This is a genomic window from Pseudomonas lalkuanensis (assembly GCF_008807375.1).
Classification (GTDB): domain Bacteria; phylum Pseudomonadota; class Gammaproteobacteria; order Pseudomonadales; family Pseudomonadaceae; genus Metapseudomonas; species Metapseudomonas lalkuanensis.
The window spans coordinates 1,278,519-1,299,509 of record NZ_CP043311.1; the positions used below are offsets into that span (position 1 = coordinate 1,278,519).

Sequence of the window (20,991 nt, forward strand, 5' to 3'; positions counted from 1 at the left end):
GAAAATCCGTACGGGGGATTTCCACTACGCATGGTGGTGCAGCCAGGCGTGTTTCGGAATCTCCTGCGCCTGTGCGTCCGCCTTCTCGAAACGCTTCCAGATCTTCTCGTGGAAGTAGAAACCCACCGAGTTGCACAGCGGCTCCACCGCCGCCACCAGGCCGCCGACCGTGATGCTGCCGGTCAGGGCGTAGGCCACGCTGAAGGCAATGCAGAAGTGCATGATGGTGAAGGTCACGGTCTTGAGCATGGCGCACCTCGTTAATGAGAATTATTATTCGATGTGCTCAGGTTAGGCCGGTCGTTCGATACAGGGAAATGCTCAACTGCCATGGGGCTGATAGTTTGGCTTTATGAATCTCCTACGACCTTGGTAGAGAACGCCCCGATGTACGACTAAGGTCGTCTGTTGCGCTTGCACCGCCGTTCTATTGTTGGCTTCACCCGCAACCCGCGCTGTGGAGGACAACAACAATGAACGACAGCACTTACCAGCGGATTCAGGAGAATCCGCGCTTCCAGGAACTGGTTTCCAAGCGAGAGCGCTTCGCCTGGATACTCTCTGCCATCATGCTAGGCCTCTATCTGGCCTTCATTCTCCTGATCGCCTTCGAGCCACAACTGCTCGGCACCCGCATCAACCCTGACTCTCCCGTTACCTGGGGTATCCCGCTCGGCGTCGGCCTGATCCTGTCTGCCTTCGTGCTGACCGGCATCTACGTCCGCCGCGCCAACGGCGAGTTCGACCGTCTGAACCAGGAAATCCTCAAGGAGGTCCAGTAATGATCGCGCGCATCCTTGCCGTGCTCGGCCTGATGGCCGTGGCGCCCGCACTCTGGGCCGCCGGCGCCATCGAGGGTGATGTCCAGCGCCAGCCGCTGAACACCTCGGCCATCGTCATGTTCGTCGCCTTCGTTGGCGCCACCCTGTACATCACCTACTGGGCCTCCAAGCGCAGCAAGTCGGCCGCCGACTTCTATACCGCTGGCGGCAGCATCACCGGCTTCCAGAACGGCTTGGCGATTGCCGGCGACTACATGTCCGCCGCGTCCTTCCTGGGTATTTCCGCACTGGTGTTCACCTCCGGCTACGACGGCCTGATCTACTCCATCGGCTTCCTCGTGGGTTGGCCGGTGATCCTGTTCCTGATCGCTGAACGCCTGCGCAACCTCGGCAAGTACACCTTCGCCGACGTGGCTTCCTATCGCCTGAAGCAGAAGGAGATCCGCACCCTGTCCGCCAGCGGTTCGCTGGTGGTGGTGGCCTTCTACCTGATCGCCCAGATGGTCGGTGCCGGCAAGCTGATCGAGTTGCTGTTCGGCCTGAACTACCACGTGGCCGTGGTCCTGGTCGGCATCCTGATGGTGCTCTACGTGCTGTTCGGCGGCATGCTGGCCACCACCTGGGTACAGATCATCAAGGCTGTGTTGCTGCTCTCCGGCGCTTCCTTCATGGCGATCATGGTGCTCAAGCACGTCAACTTCGACATCAGCACCCTGTTCAGCGAAGCCATCAAGGTCCACCCGAAAGGCGAGGCCATCATGAGCCCCGGCGGCCTGGTGAAAGACCCGATCTCCGCCATCTCCCTCGGCCTGGCCCTGATGTTCGGTACCGCCGGCCTGCCGCATATCCTGATGCGCTTCTTCACCGTCAGCGACGCCAAGGAAGCCCGCAAGTCGGTGTTCTACGCCACTGGTTTCATCGGTTACTTCTACATCCTGACCTTCATCATCGGTTTCGGCGCGATCCTGCTGGTCAGCACCAACCCGGCCTTCAAGGACGCCACCGGCGCCCTGCTGGGCGGCAACAACATGGCCGCCGTGCACCTGGCCAACGCCGTAGGCGGCAGCCTGTTCCTGGGCTTCATCTCCGCCGTGGCCTTCGCCACCATCCTGGCGGTGGTTGCCGGCCTGACCCTGGCTGGTGCCTCGGCCGTGTCCCACGACCTCTACGCTTCCGTGTTCAAGAAGGGCAAGGCGAGCGAGAAGGATGAACTGCGCGTATCGAAGATCACCACCGTGTGCCTGGGCTTCGTGGCCATCGGCCTCGGCATCCTCTTCGAGAAGCAGAACATCGCCTTCATGGTGGGCCTGGCATTCTCCATCGCCGCCAGCTGCAACTTCCCGGTACTGATCCTTTCCATGTACTGGAAGAAGCTGACCACCCGTGGCGCCATGATCGGCGGCTGGCTGGGCCTGGTCACCGCTGTTGCGCTGATGGTCCTGGGCCCGACCATCTGGGTACAGATCCTCGGCCACGCGACCGCGATCTACCCCTACGAGTACCCGGCGCTGTTCTCCATCATCGTTGCCTTCGTTGGTATCTGGTTCTTCTCGATCACCGACAAGTCGACTGCCGCGGACGAAGAGCGTGCACGTTTCTACCCGCAGTTCGTGCGCTCCCAGACCGGCCTGGGCGCCAGCGGTGCAGTAGCCCACTGATCCACACTTCTTCCCTTGCAAGTATTGGGGCGGCCTTCGGGCCGCCCTTTTTATTTGGCTGAAGGGGGCTGGAGCTTTTTTGCCCAGGTCGTTGTCGAGTGGGCCCATGGTTTCTGTTTCGCCCTCCCGGGCGAGTCCCCTTTTCAAACGTCGGAATGCCGCCCACAAGAAAGTGACCAAAAGGCTTGCCCCTGCATCCGGGTTTGGCTTCGCCAAACTTCCTTCGCTCCATCCTTGCGCCGGGGGCAGGCGAGGGGGGCCATCCATGGCCCCACACGCCTCTCGCGGCGTCCATGTCGCTCGTTCCCCTGCACAAGGATTCCACTCAGCCTCCTGACGGGGCGGTGTCGCTGCCTCACCTCAGTTGCTCAGTTTCAAGCCGCTGGTGGCTTCAGGATTGCTTGTGCCTCGCTGGCGCGAGTCACCCCTCTACCTCTGGGAGAGGGGCCGGAGGTGAGGGAAGAGTCAGACTGCACGGAGTTCGACGAGTCTCATCACATAATTTTGCGAATCCAGTGTGAATACCTCGTCCCCGGCTTAACGAGGCAGCGGCTAGATCCTCCCCACCAGCATCAGAACCACCACAATGACCAGCAGTACCCCAACCATGCTCGACGGGCCATAGCCCCAGTGGCGGGAGTGAGGGAATACCGGCAGGCCGCCAATCAGCAGCAGGATCAGAATGACGAGCAGCAGAATGGTGATCATGGGCAAGGGCTCCTCGGTGGCTGGGATTGCCAGGGCACGCCGCGTTATCGTTGATGGCAGATCGTCCGTGCCTGTAGTAACCGACTGACCACCTTTCATGATGGTTCAGGGAAATCTCGCCATGGAAGCCAGCCGATGAGTTACCGGATCGCCGCCGATGCCGTACTGCTGCTGCACCTGGCCTTCATCCTCTTCGTGGTATTGGGCGGGGTGCTGGTATTGAAGTGGCCGCGCCTGGCCCTGCTGCACCTGCCGGCGGTGGCCTGGGGGGCGACGGTGGAGCTGCTTCACCTGATCTGCCCCCTCACGCCCCTGGAGAACCACCTGCGCCGGGTGGCGGGGGAGGAGGGCTACAGCGGCGGCTTCGTCGAGCATTACCTGGGACCGCTGATCTATCCGGCGGGTCTGACGCCGGGCATCCAGCTCTGGCTCGGGGCCCTCGTGCTGCTGATCAACCTGGTGCCCTACGGGCTGCTGGCGAGGAGGCTGATGCGGCGCCGCTAGTGGTGTTTGCCCTCGTCATTCAGCGCCGTGATTCAAGGGTGGGAGGACTATGGCCTTGGCTACACTGCGGCTCATCTACCGCACAAGCAGAAAGGCACCTCACCATGCAAAACCGCATCATGATCACCGGCGCCGGATCCGGGCTCGGTCGCGAAATCGCCCTGCGCTGGGCTCGCGAGGGCTGGAAGCTGGCCCTGTCCGACGTCAACGAAGCCGGCCTGGCGGAAACCCTGAAGCTGGTCCGCGAGGCTGGCGGCGATGGTTTCACCCAACGCTGCGACGTCCGCGACTACAGCCAGCTCACCGCCTTCGCCCAGGCGTGCGAAGAGAAGCTCGGCGGCATCGACATTATCGTCAACAACGCCGGCGTCGCCTCGGGCGGCTTTTTCGAAGAGCTGTCCCTGGAGGACTGGGACTGGCAGATCGCGATCAACCTGATGGGGGTGGTCAAGGGCTGCAAGGCCTTCCTGCCGCTGCTGCAGAAGAGCAAGGGGCGGATCATCAACGTCGCCTCCATGGCCGCGTTGATGCAGGGCCCGGCGATGAGCAACTACAACGTCGCCAAGGCGGGCGTGGTGGCCCTTTCCGAGAGCCTGCTGATCGAGCTCAAGGAAGAGGGCGTGGGTGTGCACGTGGTCTGCCCGTCCTTCTTCCAGACCAACCTGCTGGACTCCTTCCGTGGGCCGACCCCGGCCATGAAGCAACAGGTGGGCAAGCTGCTGGAGAGTTCGCCAATCACCGCGTCCGATATCGCCGATTACATCTTCCGGGAAGTGGCCGCCGGCACTTTCATGATCCTGCCCCACGAGCAGGGCCGCATGGCCTGGGCCTTGAAGCAGAAGAACCCGCAGGCGCTCTATGACGAGATGGCCAGCATGTCGGCGAAGATGAAGGTCAAGCACCGCGCTTGAGAATCTGGCTGTCCGATCGGTCAGGTTCGGCGCGGTTCGGGGTTGCCCGGCCGCGGACCGGGGGAGTAGGGTTGCTCCCCCGGCCTGACCGCCTATCCGGATGGACCCACAGTGAAACCCCTTTCCCGTGCGCTGCTGATGCTGGCTCTGGTGCTTGCCGCGATCAACCTGCGGCCCGGCATCACCTCCCTCGCCCCCCTGATCGAACGCATCGCCCATGAGCTGGCACTGAGCCGCAGCCTGATCAGCCTGACCACGGCCGTGCCCGTGCTCTGCATGGGGCTCTTGGCGCCGTTCGCGCCGCGCCTGGCCGTGCGCTTCGGGCTGGAGCGGGTGATCACCTTCTGCCTGGGGCTGATCGGCGTCGCCCTGCTGGCCCGCCTGGGCAGCCACGCCAGCGCCGTGCTGATCGGCAGCGCCGTGGCCATGGGCGCGGGCATCGCGGTCGCCGGGCCGCTGCTCTCCGGTTTCATCAAGCGTCACTTCCACGACCAGGTCGGGCGGGTGGTCGCCTGGTACTCCCTGAGCATGACCATGGGCGGTGCCGCCGGCGCGGTGCTGACGCCGCCGGTGACCCAGTTGCTCGGGGACCAATGGCATTTCGGCCTGGCCTTCTGGTCCGTGCCGGCGTTCTTCGCGTTGCTGCTCTGGCTGCGCATGCCCAATCGCGCCGAGTCCGCCAGCGATGCCGCGCAGGGCGGCCTGCCCTGGGGGGAGTCGCGAGCCTGGCTGATCACCGCATTCTTCGCTCTCCAGGCCGGCTTGTTCTACGCCCTGACCACCTGGCTGGTGGCCCGTTACCACGAAGCCGGCCTCAGCCTCCTGCACAGCAACAGCCTGTTCAGCCTGTTCATGCTGGTGGGACTGCCCAGCGCCTTCGTGCTGCCCTGGCTGGCCCAGCGCTTCGACAACCGCTACCCGTTGCTGCTGGCGTGCGGCCTGATCAGCAGCGTCTGCCTGGGGATGGTCTGCTTCCTGCCGACCGTGCTGCCGGAAGTCTGGGCATCGCTGCTGGGGCTCGGGCTCAGCGGCTCCTTCGCCTTGTCCCTGGTGCTGCCGCTCTATGAAGCGCACACGCCGCTGGCGGTGAGCCGCTGGACGGCGATGATGCTGTTCGCCGGATACGGCATGGCCAGCTTCGCCCCGATCCTGGCCGGCCTCGGCCGCGACCTGGCGGGCAGTTACCAGGCGCCTTTCATGGTCATCACGGGGCTTGCGCTGGTCATGTGTGTGCTGGCCTGGGTGCTCGGGCTCAAGCGCCGTTGAGGACTTCGACGCATTTCCTTTCTCCCGTGGCAGTCCTGTGTTAGAAGGCTGCCACTGTTTTACTGGAGTGCCCGCGTGGAGTCCGAATCCATCGTCTATGGCTGCATCCGCGACTGGCCGTCGCTCGACGATCAGGAGCACCGCCTGCGCCGCGAAACCAATCGCCGTGTGCTGGACAGCCTGCCCAGCGGCGAGGCATGGCCCTTTCTCGGCCGTGAGATGTTCTCCTGCTGCGAGCAACCGGGCGAGGGCCTGTTCCGTACCCAGGTGATCCACTTCGGCGCGAGCTATCCGGCGGTGGAGTACGAATGGAGCCTCTGGGTGAAGGCGTTCGAAGCCCTGCTCAGGCAGCTCTACTGGAGCAGCGCCGTGGTCCACCTGGAAACCGAGCTCAACGGCATCCACACCTTCCGCTGGGAAAGCGAGCAGGGCTTCCACAGCCCCCAGGAAGACAATCTGCGGGTGCGCTGCGCCTGGGAACGCGAAGGCGGCGTGCACGGCTGATACCTGGGCCGCAGGCCGCTCCATCCCGAAGGGAAACATCGATGCTCAATTACCTCTGGTTCTTCCTCGCCGCGCTTTTTGAAATCGGCGGCTGCTACGCCTTCTGGCTCTGGCTGCGGATGGGCAAGAGTGCCTGGTGGATCGTTCCCGGCCTGCTCAGCCTGACCCTCTTCGCCCTGCTGCTGACCCGCGTGGAAGCGGCCTATGCGGGGCGCGCCTATGCGGCCTATGGCGGCATCTACATCGTCGCCTCGCTGCTCTGGCTGGGTGTGGTGGAACGCGCCCGGCCGCTGGCCAGCGACTGGCTGGGCGCGGCCCTTTGCGTCCTGGGTGCCACCGTGATCCTGCTGGGGCCGCGCTTCTCGTCAAGCTGACGGCTGGCCCGGAATGTGCGGGATGCCTCGCGGCGCACTACCAACACCCGGCGACCAGGCTTCCTGCGAAGGCGCCGCCAGTGGCGCTGGTGCTGCTGCGCGTCATCCCGGGGAACAGCATCCGGTGTGATCTGGCCGGTGAATTTTCCCTCAACCTTTCCAGAGGGCCTGCTGTCGAAATCGACAAGGCAGCCCGCAAGACAGTCGCAGAAGCGGCTGATACGCCTTTCGGGCATCGAACCTCCCCGTGCAGGAGGATGCTGGATGAACCTGCCGTCATCAGGGACCGTGGCGCGTGTCCTGGTGGCGCTCTATTCGATGCTCCTCCTGGCCTGCAGCTCACTGCCCCGCATCAACCCCGACATGGTCCATTCACCGGCCGCCCCGGTGCAGCTGGATGGCGCCCATGGCCCGCTCTCCGAGTCGCGCAGCCAGGCGATCCTCGACCGGCTCAAGGTCTCCGGCATGCAGACGAACATCTTCGACCTGCACCTGGCGATCGAAGAGGCCCTGGTGGGCAGCCCGCTTACGGCCGGCAACAAGGTCGACCTGTTGCAGGACGGCCCCGAGACCTACGCGGCGATGTTCGCGGCCATCGAAAGCGCGCGGGACCACATCAACATGGAAACCTACATCCTCGAAGGGGACGAGGTGGGGCAACGCTTCGCTGACGCCCTGATTGCCAAGCAGCGCAGCGGTGTGCAGGTCAACCTGATCTACGACAGCGTCGGTACCCTCGCGACGCCGCCGGCCTTCTTCACCAGATTGCGCGAATCGGGTATCCGGCTTGTGGAATTCAACCCGGTCAATCCCTTGACCGCCAGGTCGGGCTGGCAGTTGAACCAGCGCGACCATCGCAAGCTGCTGATCGTCGATGGGCGTATCGCCATTCTCGGTGGAGTGAACATCAGCGGGGTCTATTCAAGCGGCTCCTTCGGTTCGAGCAGGCAGGGGCGGCCGCGCCGTGATCTGCCCTGGCGCGATACCGACCTGCGCATCGAAGGGCCGGTGGTGGCCGATCTGCAGAAGCTCTTCATCACGACCTGGGACCGGCAGAAAGGCGGCGAGCTGGTGCCCCGTCATTACTTCCCGCCGCTGGAGCGCAAGGGCAATGACGTGGTACGGGCCATCGGCAGCTCGCCGGACGAGCCCTACAGCCAGATCTACGCCACGCTCATCTCCGCCCTGCACAGCGCGCAGAGCGAAATCTGGCTGACCAGCGCCTACTTCGTGCCCGATCCGCAACTGCTCGACGCACTCAAGGCTGCCGTGGCCCGTGGCGTCGATGTGCGCCTGGTGGTGCCCAGCAGCACTGATTCCTGGCTGGTGTTCCATGCCGGGCGAGCCTACTACCGCGAGTTGCTGGAGTCCGGGGTGCGGCTCTTCGAGCGCCGCGACGCGCTGCTGCACGTCAAGGCCGGGGTGATTGACGGCGTCTGGTCCACCGTCGGCTCCACCAATCTCGACTGGCGCAGCTTCCTGCACAACCAGGAGGTCAATGTGGTGGTGCTGGGGGCGGAGTTCGGCGGGCGAATGCGCAAGGCCTTCCTGGAAGACGTGGACGGATCCGAAGAGCTGACCCTGGAGGCGTGGCAGCGCCGTCCCGTGCGCGCCCGCATCAGTGAACGGATCGGGCGCGCCTGGGAATACTGGCTCTAGGCGGGGGCTTCGGAAGGGGAGATGGCATCGGGCGCGCGTTGACAGCTGGCTGTGCGTTCTTCCTCGCACGAGCGCAGGTAGGCCGCCTCGTGCAACGCCTGGGCGTCCGCCAGGAGCAGGCCGAGGGCCGAGGCGAGCCGGGCGGTTTCCTGGGCCAGGGCGCCGCCGCTGCCGGACTCCAGGATCCGCAGCAGGTCAGCCAGGGCGGTCATGCGCTGGTTGGCGGCTTCGAACAGGTGGGCCGAGGGTGCCCGGGCGTTGACGAAAAGGACGTCCCTGTACGGCTGGGACGAAGGCGGGAGGGGGGTGAAGTCGATGTTCGGGCTTTTTCGCAGGGGAGAAAGGCCGAGGGTTGTCTGCATGGAGTGTGGACAGTGCATATCCTTGCGTCCTCGCGTGCTAGAGGAGCCGCACCTTGCCATCACGACACGGAAGGGCGGCGGGCCGTGCAGGGGTCGCAAACCGGTTACGCGAGGAAAACCCGGCAAGGCCTGAGCCTTCCCTGCACGGCCCGCCATGTTGCGATTGCAATTCAGGTGGATCGCGCCTTGCGTTGTTCGGGTTGCGACTCCCGGTCGCGGTTCCTACCGTGACGGTCGTGGACTCTAGCGAGGGCATTTGTAGGTCCTCAAGGTCGATGAACCGTATGAAATTTCTTACTTTCGGCGGGAGACGGGATTTCCGCGCCAGCCTGTTACGCGTCGTCGGCGAACTTCGATCCAGGGCGCAGGATAAAATCGCGAGATAGAGCGGTTGCGCGTCAGTTCGGCGCATTTGCCGACGAAATGCCTGTTGTTTTTCGAAGCGCTGTCATCATTTCGTAGCAGAACAACTACACTCTGACTTCAGAGTCTATTGGTGCTCTGTGCTTTGTTTAGGTCGCCTCGTGGCGGCCTTTTTTGTGCCTGTCGTCCATGACCGGCCACCCTGTCGCTGGTACGGAAGAATCGCCGCTTCATCGCCTGCCGCGTCGCTCCCCGCTCCAATTAAATCCATACGAACCATCCGGATAAGTATTCCGTTCGGTTGCTCCCTGCCGAAGTCATGCCTTTGACGCGGTACTGACCTCCATCTACGACTGACTTACTTTCCCCCCCAAGAACGGGGAGCTGGGTGAAGTTCGGCAAAAAGGCGCTGAAAGAGACGGTTATTGCCGTTATTCTGCGCGGCTCGTGCGCCTTCTCATCGGCATCGATGAAGGTGGGGCGAAATGGGCAATCCGGTGAAGAAGTTCTCGACTTCAAATCTTCCTGTCCCGTCAGGACGCCTGATCTCCTGGCCGCTCACGTGCCTGCTGCTGTCCTGGCAGGCGAGCCTCGCCGCCATCGCCGAGACGCCCCCGTCACCCTGACGGCGGAGCTGAACTACTGGCCCTTTCCGCAGCGGCTGGTGGATTACCTGCTGGGCAAGGACAAGCTGAAAGTGGAAGTGACGCGGATGGGGCAGGCGGCGCGAGCCCTGTAGGGAGGGCTTCAGCTCACCAGCGATTGAAATCGCCCCCACAACGAAAGCGCCTTCCCATGGCGTTACTCTTCCAGCCACTCCTTGGGCACGTCCATCTTGCGCATCAGCTGGCACAGCTGGCTGTCAGGGTCGTAGACGATCACCGCTTCGCCCTTCTGCAGGGCGCGGCGCACCCGTTCGACGCGGGTTTCCAGCGGGGTGTCGTCGCCATTGTCGGTACCTTCGCGGGTGACGAAGTCTTCGATCAGGCGGGTCAGGGTTTCGGCTTCGAGCAGGTCAAAGGGGATGAGCATCGGGGGGCCTCCAGCGGGGGCGGAATGCTAACTCCGCCGGCCCGCCTCGTCATCCGTCCACGCTCTGGCGCTGGATGAAGCGTTCCAGGGTGCTGAACAGCAGGGCGCTGTCCAGGGGTTTGCCGAGGAAGTCGTCCATGCCGGCGGCGGCGCCGGCCTGGCGATGTTCCTCGAGGATATGCGCGGTCAGCGCGACGATGGGTACCGGCGGCCAGTTGCGGTTGCGCTCCAGCCGGCGGATCTGCCGGGTCGCTTCGAAGCCGTCCATTTCCGGCATCTCGCAGTCCATCAGGATCAGCTGGATGCCTTCCGGGTCGCGCTGGTACTCGTCCACCGCCGCCAGGCCGTTGGCCACGGTGCGCACCAGGTAGCCACGCTTCTTGAGGAAGCCCTGGACCACCATCTGGTTCACCGGGTTGTCTTCGGCCACCAGGATGCAGGGCGTGGCGCTCACCCGGCGCCGCTCTTCCTGCTGCTGGGTGCGTTCTTCCAGGCGGCGTTCGCGATACAGCTCCTGCAGGGTGTCGCGCAACAGTGCCAGGGTCAGTGGCTGGGCCGTGGCCCGCAGGCGCAGGCCGGCGCCGGCCGGCAGGTTCTGGCAGGACTCCGGCGGGCAGATCAGCATCACTCGCTGGCCGTGCTCCAGGTGTGGCCGCAGCTTGTCCACCCAGCGCTCCGGATCGCCCGGCCAGGGGGCCTGGATCACCAGCAGGGGCGGCACGGCGAAGTCTTCCAGCTGGTCCAGCAGCCGCTCTGGGTCCTGGCAGCGTTCGCAGCGCATGCCCCAGCGGCCGAGCAGGCGGCCAAGGGCATCCAGGCCAAGGGCGTCCTGGCAGGCGATCAGGGCGGTGCGGCCACCCAGCAACTGGTTCAGGTCGTCGGTCTGGAATTCGCCCGGTTGCAGCGGGATGTCGAAGCTGAAGCGTGTTCCCTGGTTGAGCGTGCTCTGCACCTCGATGCGTCCACCCATCATTTCCACCAGCTCCTTGCTGATGGCCAGGCCCAGGCCGCTGCCGCCGTAGCGGCGGGTGGTGCTGGAGTCGCCCTGGGAGAAGGAGTCGAACAGCTGGGTCAGGGCCTCCGGACGGATGCCGATGCCGCTGTCGCTGACGCTGAATACCAGGTGCGGCTTGCCCTCGGAATTGCGGCGCAGGCTGAGGTTGAGGCTCACGTGGCCTTCGGCGGTGAACTTGAGGGCATTGCCCAGCAGGTTCATCAGCACCTGCTTGAGCCGTGTCGGGTCACCCTGGACGCGCCGCGGCACCCCGGCATCCAGACTCAGGTGCAGGCCAAGGCGCTTGCCCATGGCCTGGGCAGTGAACAGGCCGAGGGTTTCCGAAACCAGGTCTTCCAGGTCGAACTCGATGTGTTCCAGTTCCAGCTTGCCGGACTCGATGCGGGCGAAGTCGAGGATGTCGTTGATCACCGCCATCAGCGCGGTGCCCGAGCTGGAGATGGTGTCCACGTAGAAGCGCTGGCTGCGGTCCAGGGGTGTTTCCTTGAGCAGTTGCAGCATGCCCAGCACACCGTTCAGCGGCGTGCGGATCTCGTGGCTCATCGTGGCCAGGAAGCGGCTCTTGGCCTGGTTTTCGAAGCGCGCCTGCTCGGCGGCCTGGCGCGAGCGGAAGCCTTCCTCCTTGAGCGTGTTGATGCGATCGGCCAGGCCGATGGACAGGGTGATCAGCTCGATGGTGACGCCGATCTTCACCACGGTGGCGCCGAACAGGCCCAGCACTTCGATGCCCAGGGAGCCGGTGGTGGTCTGGATGAAGGCGAACAGCAGCACGCCCCAGGCCAGGGTGTAGTAGGAGCCGTAACGCAACCCCTTGCGCCAGACATAGAGCCCGGTGAGCAGGAGGAAGGCGGAAATGCCCGACACCGTGAGGCTGGCGAGGATGTTCCAGTTCTGCAGGCCAATCACCGGGGCGCTGATCAGCGCCACCAGGGATGCCAGCATCAGGCCGCGCAGCACGCGGTCCAGACGTGGGAAATGCAGGCTGGTGTGGAGGAAGTGGCGGCTGAACTGCAGGGCCGCGAGGCAGTGCAGGTACATGAAGATGTAGATCGCCACCGACTGCAGCCCTACATGGTCGGGCAGCAGCTTGAACAGCATGCCGTCGAAGCAGGCGGCGAGCAGCCCGACGTTGAGGTTGTAGGCCAGGTACCAGAGATAGGCTCGCTCGCGCAGCGACAGATAGAGGAACAGGTTGTAGAAGAACATGGCGAAGAGCACACCATAGAAGGCCCCGTTGAACCCCATCAGGTTCTCCTGGGCGGCTGCGCTGGCGTCGAAGGTGCTGAACACCAGCGGCACGAAGAGGGTGCTGGTGCTTTGTACCCGCAGGATCACCGTGCTCGGTCCCGGCTCGACGCGCAGGGGGAACCAGAAGTTGCGGACCTTCACCGGACGTTGCGAGAAGGCGAAGTGGTCGCCGGTTTCCTGCGCCTGCACCCGGCCATCAGGGGTGAGGTAGTAGAGGCGGATGTTGTCCAGCAGCGGGTAGTTGGCTTCCAGGTAGCCATCCAGCGCCCGGGGGCGGCGATTGTCCAGGCGTACCTTGAACCACCAGACCGATCTGTTCTTGCCCATGTTGGGCTGTTCGCTCCCGACCTCCTGGAATGCAGGATCTGGGAGCTTGCGGACCTGCTCCAGGCTGAGTTCGCCCTTGGGGTCCTCGAGGTAACTGACCCAGTGACCGAGCGAAAGGCGCAGCTGGTCCTGGTCGAGCGGCACCGCTTCCTGGGCGAAGGCGGGCCGGCAGAGCCAGAACATGAGAAGGGCCAGACCGAGTGCGACAGTTTTCACACAGCCTGAAAGGTGAAGCATGGGTGACCACCCGCGTTGTTATTCGTCCTTTGTCTCTCTACGAAAGGTAGCCGAGGGGCGGTGATGCCAGGCAGAAACCGATGTTCGACATGGCCTCACCGCTCCCGCGCAGCCTTCGTATTGAGCATAGGTGGCACTTTGCTCCTGGCGGGTTCGGCCTTCAAGGGCTGCCGTCGCCCTTTCCCACAAGACTTTCCACGGTCGGGACGCGCGTCTCGGTCTCCATCTGCGCGTCATGCTCCAGCTGATGGCTGAACGGCTCCAGGGACTGCTGGCTGGTGACCGCGTCGGTGGCGAATACCGGCGGGCTCATCAGGTAGGCGCCGATCAGGCGGGTCAGGGCTTCCAGGCTGTCGATGTGGGTGCGCTCGTAGCCGTGGGTGGCGTCGCAACCGAAGGCCAGCAGGGCGGTGCGGATGTCGTGGCCGGCGGTGACCGCCGACTGGGCATCGCTATGGTAGTAGCGGAAAAGGTCGCGACGCAGCGCAATGGCGTTGGCTTCGGCCAGGCGCAGCAGGTGCCTCGACAGGTGGAAGTCATAGGGTCCGCCGGAATCCTGCATGGCCACGGTCACGGCGTGCTCGCTGGAGAGCTGGCCGGGGGCGACCGGAGCGATGTCGATGCCGACGAACTCGCTGACGTCCCAGGGCAGCGCGGCGGCCGAGCCGGAGCCGATCTCCTCGGTGATGGTGAACAACGGATGACAGTCGATGGGCGGTACCAGGCGTGCATCGGCAATGCCCTTGAGGGCGGTGAGCAGGGCGGCGACGCCGGCCTTGTCGTCCAGGTGGCGGGCACTGATGTGGCCGCTCTCGGTGAATTCCGGCAGCGGGTCGAAGGCGACGAAGTCACCCACCGAAACCCCCAGGGTCTCGCAGTCGGCGCGGGTGGTGCTGTAGGCGTCCAGGCGCAGTTCCACGTGGTCCCAGCTGATGGGCAGGTTGTCCACCTGGGTGTTGAAGGCGTGCCCCGACGCCAGCAGGGGCAGCACGCTGCCGCGCAGTACCCGGTTGTCCCCGAACAGGCTGACGCGGCTGCCTTCGGCGAAGCGGCTGGACCAGCAGCCCACCGGCGCCAGGCCCAGGCGGCCGTTGTCCTTGATCTCGCGGACGATGGCGCCAATGGTGTCCAGGTGCGCCGACATCGCGCGGTCCGGGCTGCTCTGCATGCCTTTGACCGTGGCGCGGATGGTGCCGCGCCGGGTCAGCTCATAGGGAATGCCGATCTCGTCCAGGCGCTCGGCGACGTAGCGCACGATGGTGTCGGTGAAACCGGTGGGGCTGGGAATGGCGAGCATTTCCAGCAGTACCCTCTGCAGGTAGGTGAGATCGGGTTCGGGAAGTGTCTGGCTCATGGGGGCTCCATAGTGCGCGGGTCGTTCAGCCTGATAGGCGGAGCGAATTCATTCGCGAATGAATTCGCTCCTACAGGTTTCAGGCCGGGTGCGCTCGCGTGAGCGGGAACAGCAGATCGATGAAGCGCTCCGCCGTGGGTTGCGGCTGGTGGTTGGCCAGGCCGACCCGTTCGTTGGCTTCGATCATCACGTAGCCCGGCTGGTCGGCGGCGGGGACCAGCAGGTCCAGGCCGACCACCGGAATTTCCAGCGTCCGTGCAGCGAGGATCGAGGCCTCGGCCAGGGCCGGATGCAGGATCGCGGTGACGTCCTCCAGGGTGCCGCCGGTGTGCAGGTTGGCCGTACGTCGCACCGCCAGCCGGGTGCCGGCCGGCAGTACGTCTTCATAGTCATAGCCGGCGGCGTGCAGGGTGCGCTCGGTCTCGCCATCCAGCGGAATGCGGCTTTCCCCATGGGTCACGGCCTGGCGTCGGCGGCTCTGGCGTTCGATCAGCTGCCTGAGCGTGCGCAGGCCGTCGCCCAGTACTTCCGCCGGGCGGCGAATGGCCGCCGCCACCACTTCGTAGTTGATCACCACCACCCGCAGGTCCAGGCCCTGGTGGCAGCTTTCCAGAATCACCCGGCTGTCGAAGCGCTCGGCGTTGGCGATGGCGGTTTTCAGCTCATCGAGGCTGCGCAGGTCCACCGCGACGCCTTGGCCCTGCTCGCCATTCACCGGCTTGACCACCAGGCTGCCGTGTTCGGCAAGGAAGGCCGCGTTCTCGTCGTCCTTGCCCGCCAGGCGCTGCTCCGGCTGGAAAATGCCGACGCGGGCGAGGGCGCGATGGGTCAGCTGCTTGTCCTGGCAGAGGGTCATGCTCACCGCGCTGGTGAGGTCGGACAGCGACTCTCGGCAGCGGATGCGCCGACCGCCCTGGCTGAGGCTGAATAGTCCACCCTCGGCGTCATCCACCTGCACTTCAATACCGCGCCGCAGGGCTTCGTCGACGATGATCCGGGCGTAGGGGTTAAGCCCCGCTTCCGGCCCGGGCCCGAGGAACAGGGTCTGGTTGATGCTGTTCTTGCGCTTGACCGTGAAGGTGGCCAGGTCGCGGAAGCCCAGCTTGGAATAGAGCGCCTTGGCCTGGCGGTTGTCGTGCAGCACCGAGAGGTCGAGGTAGTTGAGCCCGCGGCTCATGAAGTGCTCGATCAGGTGGCGCACCAGCACTTCGCCCACGCCGGGGCGGCTGCATTGCGGGTCCACCGCCAGGCACCAAAGGCTGGAACCGCCTTCCGGATCATCGAAGGCCTTCTGGTGGTTGAGACCCATGACGGCGCCGATCACCTGGTTGTCGCGCTCGTCCTCGGCCAGCCAGTACACCGGACCGCCCTGGTGGCGCGGGGTGATGGCGTCCTGGTCGACCGGCAGCATGCCGCGGCAGCGGTAGAGCTGATTGACCGCCTGCCAGTCGGCGTCGCTCAGGGCTCGGCGGATGCGGAAGCCGCGAAAGGCCCGGCGCGCCGGGCGGTAATCGGGGAACCAGAGGCGCAGGGTGTCGGATGGGTCGAGAAAGAGTTGCTGCGGCGCCTGGGCCAGCACCTGCTGGGGCGCGGCGACGTAGAGGGCGATATCGCGTTCGCCGGGCTGTTCGTCCAGCAGCTCCCGGGCGAGGCTCACGGGGTCGGGGAAGGTGTGGCCGAGCAGCAGGCGGCCCCAGCCACAGTGGAGGATCTGCGGCGCTTCCTGGGGCTCCAGGTGCCCCTCGGCCAGTCGTGCCTGCAGACGCTGATAGGACGGAGCCTGGCCGCGCAGCAGGCGCTGGCTGTGTTGGGTATGGGCTTTCATCGGTTCAGAGTCCCTGTTGATTGAGCCAGAGGTTGAGCGCCGCCATCTGCCAGAGCTTCGAGCCCCGGAGCGGGGTGATGTCTTCCGTGGGACTGGCCAGCAGGCGTTCGAGCATGGCTGGCCGGAACAGGCCGCGATCCTGGCTCGGGTCCAGCAGGAGTTCGCGTACCCAGTCGCGGGTGCGGCCTTCCAGGTACTTGAGACCGGGCACCGGGAAGTAACCCTTGGGCCGGTCGATCACCTGGTGGGGAATGACCTGGCGGGCGGCGGCCTTGAGCACCGCCTTGCCACCGTCACCGAGCTTGAAACGCGAGGGAATCCGCGCCGACAGCTCGGCCACCCGGTAGTCGAGGAACGGCACCCGCGCCTCCAGGCCCCAGGCCATGGTCATGTTGTCCACCCGCTTCACCGGGTCGTCCACCAGCATCACCGTGCTGTCCAGGCGCAGCGCCTTGTCCACCGGGTCGAGGGCACCGGGGTGCTCGAAGTGCTGGCGCACGAATTCGCCGGCCAGGTCGCCGGTGAGCCAGCCCGGCTGCACCGTGGCCTCGTACTCGGTGTGGGCGCGGTCGAAGAAGGCTGTGCGGTAGCTGTTGAACGGATCGCGGGTGTCGGCCAGCGGCGGGTACCAGTGATAGCCGCCGAAGAGTTCGTCGGCACCCTGGCCGCTCTGCACCACCTTGCAGTGCCGGGACACCTCGCGGGACAGCAGGTAGAAGGCGATGCAGTCGTGACTGACCATGGGCTCGCTCATGGCGGCGAAGGCGGCAGGCAACTGCTCCAGCACTTCGTGCTCATCGATGCGCAGCTGCTGGTGGCGGGTGCCGTAATGGTTGGCGATCAGGTCGGAGAACTCGAACTCGTCGCCGCGCTCGCCGCCGGCATCTTCGAAGCCGATGGAGAAGGTCGCCAGTTGTTCGATACCGGACTCCGCCAGCAAGCCCACCAGCAGGCTGGAGTCCACCCCGCCGGAAAGCAGGACGCCCACCTCTCGGGCGGCGCGCTGGCGGATCGACACGGCGTCGCGCAGCCCGGCCAGCAGGCGGTCGCGCCAGTCATCGAAGCTGAGGCTCTGTTCATCCTCGCGTGGGCCGTACTCCAGTTCCCACCAGGTGCCCTGGCTGCAGTTGCCGTCGGCATCGATCAGCATCCAGCTTGCCGGTGGCAGCTTTTCCACACCCTTGACCAGGGTACGTGGCGCCGGCACCACGGAATGGAAATTGAGGTAGAAGTTCAGCGCCTGCGGGTCCAGCGCCGTGTCCAGGTCGCCGCCCTGGAGCAGGGCCGGCAGGCTGGAGGCGAAGCGCAGACGTTGTTCGTTGCGCGACAGGTAGATCGGTTTGACGCCGAGGCGGTCGCGGGCGAGGAACAGGCGTTGGTTGTCACGTTCCCAGATGGCCAGGGCGAACATGCCGTTGAGCCGCGGCAGCATGTCCTTGCCCCAGGCGTGCCAGGCCTTGAGCAGCACCTCGGTGTCGCCGTCGGAATGAAAGCGATAACCGAGGGCAAGCAGTTCCTTGCGCAGTTCGGGGTAGTTGTAGATGGCGCCGTTGAACACCATGGCCAGCCCCAGTTCGGGGTCCAGCATGGGCTGACCGGAGGCGTCGGCCAGGTCCATGATCTTCAGCCGTCGATGGCCCAGGGCGACCGGTCCCTGGCTGTGCAGGCCCCAGGCGTCTGGACCGCGGGGCGCTAGATGGTGGGTGATTCTATCGAGGGCGGCCAGGTCGGCCGGGCGTTTGTCGAAGCGAAGTTCTCCAGAAATGCCGCACATAGTTCCTTACCGGTGTTGCCGTTGGGGAGTGGGTGCCCCGGAAAGGGGCACTCTAGGGTCCGACCCTTGTGCACTTCTGTGAGTTTTATATCGATTGGTTCTAACGCGGCCTTCCCGGGTCAACCCAGTAACTTTTGCGCCGCAAGGGACAGACTCACCGCCACCAGCATCAAGGCGAACAGCCGTTGCAGGGTGGCGCCGCGCAGACGAGTGGCCAACTGGTTGCCGCAGAGCACGCCGACCGCTCCGCCGGCTGCCAGGCCGCCAAGCAGGGCCATGGGCGGCTGGGCGCCGGTGAGATAGAGCAGGAAGCCGCCGCCGGACACCAGCGCGATCACCGCCATCGAGGTGGCGGTGGCGGCCAGCATCGACAACGGCGTGAACCAGAGCAGCGCCGGCACCACGAGGAAGCCGCCGCCCACGCCCATCACCCCCGAGAGCAGCCCCACACCGGCGCCGATGGCCATCAGCGGCACACTGCGCAGCGGGCCGGAATGGCTTTTTGGCAGCGCCGCGCCACGCCACATGCGCCAGGCGGACCAGAGCACCAGCAGGCAGAAGCCGAGTATCAGCGCGAACTCGGGAATGAAGCGCCCCAGCCACTGGCCAACGGCATTGCCGGGCAGGCCGCAGATCGCCAGCAGCAGCACCGGGCGCCAGGCCACCAGCCCCTGGATGGCGCGGGGAATGGCGCCGATGGCGGCGGACAGGGCGACGGCGCCGAGGCTGACGCCGATGGCATCGCGCAGCGGCAGGTGCAGGCTGAGCAGCAGGGGCAGGGCCACCAGTGAACCGCCGGCGCCGGTCAGGCCCAGCAGCAGGCCGAGCACGGCACCTATGGCGAGGGCTTCGAGTAGCAATAATTCCATGATCAGGCACTCTGGCCGCGAATCAGGCGGCGCAAGGCGAAGCGATTGGGGTGGCAGGCTTCGGCTACGGCGCGGGGCACCGGCAGCGCTTCGTCGTCGAGCCAGGCGGCCAGCAGCTCGCCGGACAGCGGCGCGGTGATCAGGCCGCGCGAGCCGTGGGCGCTGTTCACATAGAGGCCGTCGAGCCAGGGCGCCGGCACTTGTGGCACCTGGCGCGCGTCCCTGGCCAGCACCGCATAGGCCTGGGCGAAGGCGTCGGCATCCGCCAGTGGGCCGACGATGGGCAGGTAGTCCGGGGTGGTGCAGCGGAAGGCCGCGCGCCCTTCCAGACGTTCCGGCGCAAGTTCTGCGGCATGCAGTCGGCGGCCGAGGTCCGGGGAGATCTCCTCCAGCAGTTCGAGGTTGCCCGCGTGCTCGGCGGCGGTGGGGGCGAGGTCGGTGCTGTGGAAGTCGAAACTGGCGCCCAGGGTGTGTTCGCCGTCGCGCGGAGGCGCCACGTAGCCTTCGGCGCAGAGGACGGTGCCGAGCACCGCGCTTTCGACGGTGGCCGGCAGGCGGCTGATCTGCCCGCGAATGCGCTTGAGCTGGAGTCCGGTGGCCTGGGAGAAACGCAGCACTTCGGCGGCGCCGGCCAGCACCACCACCGGGGCGGCGGCCAGGGTGCGCTCGGCATCCCGGGCGTGCCAGAGCTCGCCCTCGCGTTGCAGATCCAGGGCTTCGCCGTGGGTGACCAGGCGGATGTTCGGATGGCGGGCCAGCAGGCGGCACAGGGCCGGCGGATGGACCCACCCGGCCTCGGGATAGAACAGGCCGCCGGCAGGCAGGGTAACGCCGGCCAGGGCTTCGGCTTCGGCCTTGTCCAGGCGCTGCAGCAGGTCGGCGGGGAAGGCTTCGGCCAGTTTCGCCTGGCGCTGCGCTTCCTTGTCATCGAAGGCCAGTTGCAGCACGCCGCAGGCCTGCCAGTCGCGGCCCTGTTCCAGGCGTTGCAGCAGCCGGCGGGTATGGCCGAATCCGCTGAGGATCAACCGCGACAGCGGCGTTCCATGGGCGGAGAGCTTGAGGTAGAGCACGCCCTGGGGGTTGCCGGAGGCTTCCTGCGCCGGCTCGCCGTGGCGCTCCAGCAGGGTCACGTGCCAACCGCGCGCGGCGAGGCTGGCGGCCGTGGCGCAACCGGCCAGTCCCGCGCCTATCACCAGGGCCTCGCGGTGCTGGGGAATGAAGCGCGGACGAGCGAACCAGGGCTTGGCATCGTCCTGCAGCTCACCGGTGAACAGGCCCTGGCTCATCTCCCATTTCTTGCCAAAACCGGGTGTGCGCTTGATGGCGAAACCGGCTTCCTTCAGCGCGCGGCGTACGAAGCCGGCGGAGGTGAAGGAGGCGAGGCTGGTTCCCGGGTGGGACAGGCGCGCCAGCTGGGCAAACAGGGCTGGGCTCCACATCTCGGGGTTCTTCGCCGGGGCGAAGCCGTCGAGGAACCAGGCGTCGATGCGCGCATCGAGCTCGGGCAGGCAGTCCAGGGCATCGCCCACCAGCAGGGTGAGCACCACGCGGCCCGCGGCCAGGTTGAAGCGCTGGAAGCCGGGGTGGATCGCCACGTACTGATCCAGCAATTGGGCGGCCTGGGGCGCCAGTTGCGGCCACAGGGCGAGGGCGCGCTGGAGGTCGTCACGGGTGAGGGGGAACTTCTCCACGCTGACGAAGTGCAACCGGGCACCGGCAGGCGCGCACTGCTCGAACAGTTGCCAGGCACAGAGGAAGTTCAGCCCGGTGCCGAATCCGGTTTCGCCAATGCAGAAACGCCCGCCGGCCGGCAGTTCGGTGAAACGCCGGGTCAGGTCGTTGCCATTGATGAACACATGATGGGTTTCGTCGAAACCCGAGGTCGGAGAGAAGTAGACGTCGTCGAATTCCCGCGACAGCGGTCGGCCCTGTTCGTCCCAGTCGAGTTGGGCGTGGTGGAAATCGGACATGGGGTATTCCTGACTGCGAAGCGCGAATAGTAGCTGATCGGCAATACTGGCCGGCTTCTTTGTGGGAGCGAATCCCCCCGAGCACAAGGCCACCCTCCTCAGCTCGGTCTGGACCCTACCGGACCGGCTTCATCCTGGTAGCCCGGCCGGCAGGGCCAGTGACTCATGATCACGTCCTCAGGGCGTGGTTTCCCACGTTCAAATGAACTCGCTTCCTCAGGGATGACTCCGCTATGTTTTCCCTATCAC

The 20,991-nt window shown here is 65.6% G+C and carries 19 protein-coding genes; 9 read left to right on the plus strand and 10 right to left on the minus strand.

From position 1 onward, the window contains the following. Positions 1-24: 24 nt before the first annotated feature. Entirely contained in the window at positions 25-249 is a 225-nt protein-coding gene (locus FXN65_RS06115) for a DUF2061 domain-containing protein (RefSeq protein ID WP_151132195.1), read from the minus strand. A 224-nt stretch (positions 250-473) separates the two neighbouring features. Here FXN65_RS06115 and FXN65_RS06120 point away from each other — a divergent pair, with 224 nt between their 5' ends. Together FXN65_RS06120 and FXN65_RS06125 are read left to right on the plus strand one after the other, a co-directional pair. Beyond that, positions 474-782, plus strand: coding sequence for a DUF485 domain-containing protein (locus tag FXN65_RS06120; RefSeq protein ID WP_151132196.1), 309 nt, complete (start codon positions 474-476; stop codon positions 780-782). Then, entirely contained in the window at positions 782-2,440 is a 1,659-nt protein-coding gene (locus tag FXN65_RS06125; RefSeq protein ID WP_151132197.1) for a cation acetate symporter, read from the plus strand. The genes FXN65_RS06120 and FXN65_RS06125 overlap by 1 nt, the downstream gene beginning before the upstream one ends. Before the next feature lie 552 nt (positions 2,441-2,992). Here the strand turns inward: FXN65_RS06125 and FXN65_RS06130 are convergent. Further along, on the minus strand, positions 2,993-3,148 hold the full coding sequence (locus tag FXN65_RS06130; RefSeq protein ID WP_394351276.1) for a DUF3309 family protein: 156 nt from the start codon (positions 3,146-3,148) through the stop codon (positions 2,993-2,995). 135 nt (positions 3,149-3,283) lie between these two features. On the opposite strand from FXN65_RS06130, the gene FXN65_RS06135 reads away from it, so the two are divergent. From FXN65_RS06135 to cls, 6 genes are all read left to right on the plus strand, one after another. After that, positions 3,284-3,652, plus strand: a complete 369-nt coding sequence (locus tag FXN65_RS06135) for a DUF2784 domain-containing protein (protein ID WP_151132198.1) — start codon at positions 3,284-3,286, stop codon at positions 3,650-3,652. Positions 3,653-3,756: 104 nt separating this feature from the next. After that, on the plus strand, positions 3,757-4,563 hold the full coding sequence (locus FXN65_RS06140; RefSeq protein ID WP_151132199.1) for an SDR family oxidoreductase: 807 nt from the start codon (positions 3,757-3,759) through the stop codon (positions 4,561-4,563). Between the two features lie 111 nt (positions 4,564-4,674). Next, on the plus strand, positions 4,675-5,829 hold the full coding sequence (locus tag FXN65_RS06145) for an MFS transporter (RefSeq protein WP_151132200.1): 1,155 nt from the start codon (positions 4,675-4,677) through the stop codon (positions 5,827-5,829). 75 nt (positions 5,830-5,904) lie between these two features. Next, positions 5,905-6,333, plus strand: coding sequence for a hypothetical protein (locus FXN65_RS06150; protein WP_151132201.1), 429 nt, complete (start codon positions 5,905-5,907; stop codon positions 6,331-6,333). Between the two features lie 41 nt (positions 6,334-6,374). Further along, positions 6,375-6,707, plus strand: coding sequence for a YnfA family protein (locus tag FXN65_RS06155; RefSeq protein WP_151132202.1), 333 nt, complete (start codon positions 6,375-6,377; stop codon positions 6,705-6,707). A 264-nt stretch (positions 6,708-6,971) separates the two neighbouring features. Next, positions 6,972-8,366 (plus strand): cardiolipin synthase, encoded by a 1,395-nt coding sequence (cls, locus tag FXN65_RS06160; protein WP_151132203.1) that lies wholly within the window; start codon positions 6,972-6,974, stop codon positions 8,364-8,366. Here cls and FXN65_RS06165 read toward each other — a convergent pair. Then, positions 8,363-8,746, minus strand: a complete 384-nt coding sequence (locus FXN65_RS06165; protein WP_319000074.1) for a hypothetical protein — start codon at positions 8,744-8,746, stop codon at positions 8,363-8,365. The two genes, cls and FXN65_RS06165, sit on opposite strands and share 4 nt — an antisense overlap. 733 nt (positions 8,747-9,479) lie before the next feature. On the opposite strand from FXN65_RS06165, the gene FXN65_RS06170 reads away from it, so the two are divergent. Continuing rightward, positions 9,480-9,830: a hypothetical protein gene (locus tag FXN65_RS06170; protein ID WP_151132204.1), complete on the plus strand. Its 351-nt coding sequence runs from the start codon at positions 9,480-9,482 to the stop codon at positions 9,828-9,830. 62 nt (positions 9,831-9,892) lie between these two features. Here FXN65_RS06170 and FXN65_RS06175 read toward each other — a convergent pair whose 3' ends face one another. The 7 genes from FXN65_RS06175 to mnmC form a co-directional block, all read right to left on the minus strand. After that, the gene (locus FXN65_RS06175) at positions 9,893-10,123 is read right to left on the minus strand and encodes a YheU family protein (RefSeq protein ID WP_151132205.1); all 231 of its coding nucleotides are present in this window, start codon (positions 10,121-10,123) and stop codon (positions 9,893-9,895) included. Between the two features lie 49 nt (positions 10,124-10,172). Further along, entirely contained in the window at positions 10,173-12,950 is a 2,778-nt protein-coding gene (locus FXN65_RS06180; protein WP_151132206.1) for a hybrid sensor histidine kinase/response regulator, read from the minus strand. A 160-nt stretch (positions 12,951-13,110) separates the two neighbouring features. After that, positions 13,111-14,304 (minus strand): osmoprotectant NAGGN system M42 family peptidase, encoded by a 1,194-nt coding sequence (locus tag FXN65_RS06185; RefSeq protein WP_151132207.1) that lies wholly within the window; start codon positions 14,302-14,304, stop codon positions 13,111-13,113. Positions 14,305-14,383: 79 nt separating this feature from the next. Then, the gene (ngg, locus tag FXN65_RS06190; protein ID WP_151132208.1) at positions 14,384-16,129 is read right to left on the minus strand and encodes an N-acetylglutaminylglutamine synthetase; all 1,746 of its coding nucleotides are present in this window, start codon (positions 16,127-16,129) and stop codon (positions 14,384-14,386) included. Between the two features lie 4 nt (positions 16,130-16,133). Next, positions 16,134-17,903: an N-acetylglutaminylglutamine amidotransferase gene (locus FXN65_RS06195; RefSeq protein ID WP_151132209.1), complete on the minus strand. Its 1,770-nt coding sequence runs from the start codon at positions 17,901-17,903 to the stop codon at positions 16,134-16,136. A 119-nt stretch (positions 17,904-18,022) separates the two neighbouring features. Then, positions 18,023-18,772, minus strand: coding sequence for a sulfite exporter TauE/SafE family protein (locus tag FXN65_RS06200; protein WP_151132210.1), 750 nt, complete (start codon positions 18,770-18,772; stop codon positions 18,023-18,025). Between the two features lie 2 nt (positions 18,773-18,774). Then, complete coding sequence (gene mnmC, locus FXN65_RS06205; protein ID WP_151132211.1) at positions 18,775-20,742, minus strand: bifunctional tRNA (5-methylaminomethyl-2-thiouridine)(34)-methyltransferase MnmD/FAD-dependent 5-carboxymethylaminomethyl-2-thiouridine(34) oxidoreductase MnmC; 1,968 nt, start codon at positions 20,740-20,742, stop codon at positions 18,775-18,777. Positions 20,743-20,991 lie beyond the last annotated feature (249 nt).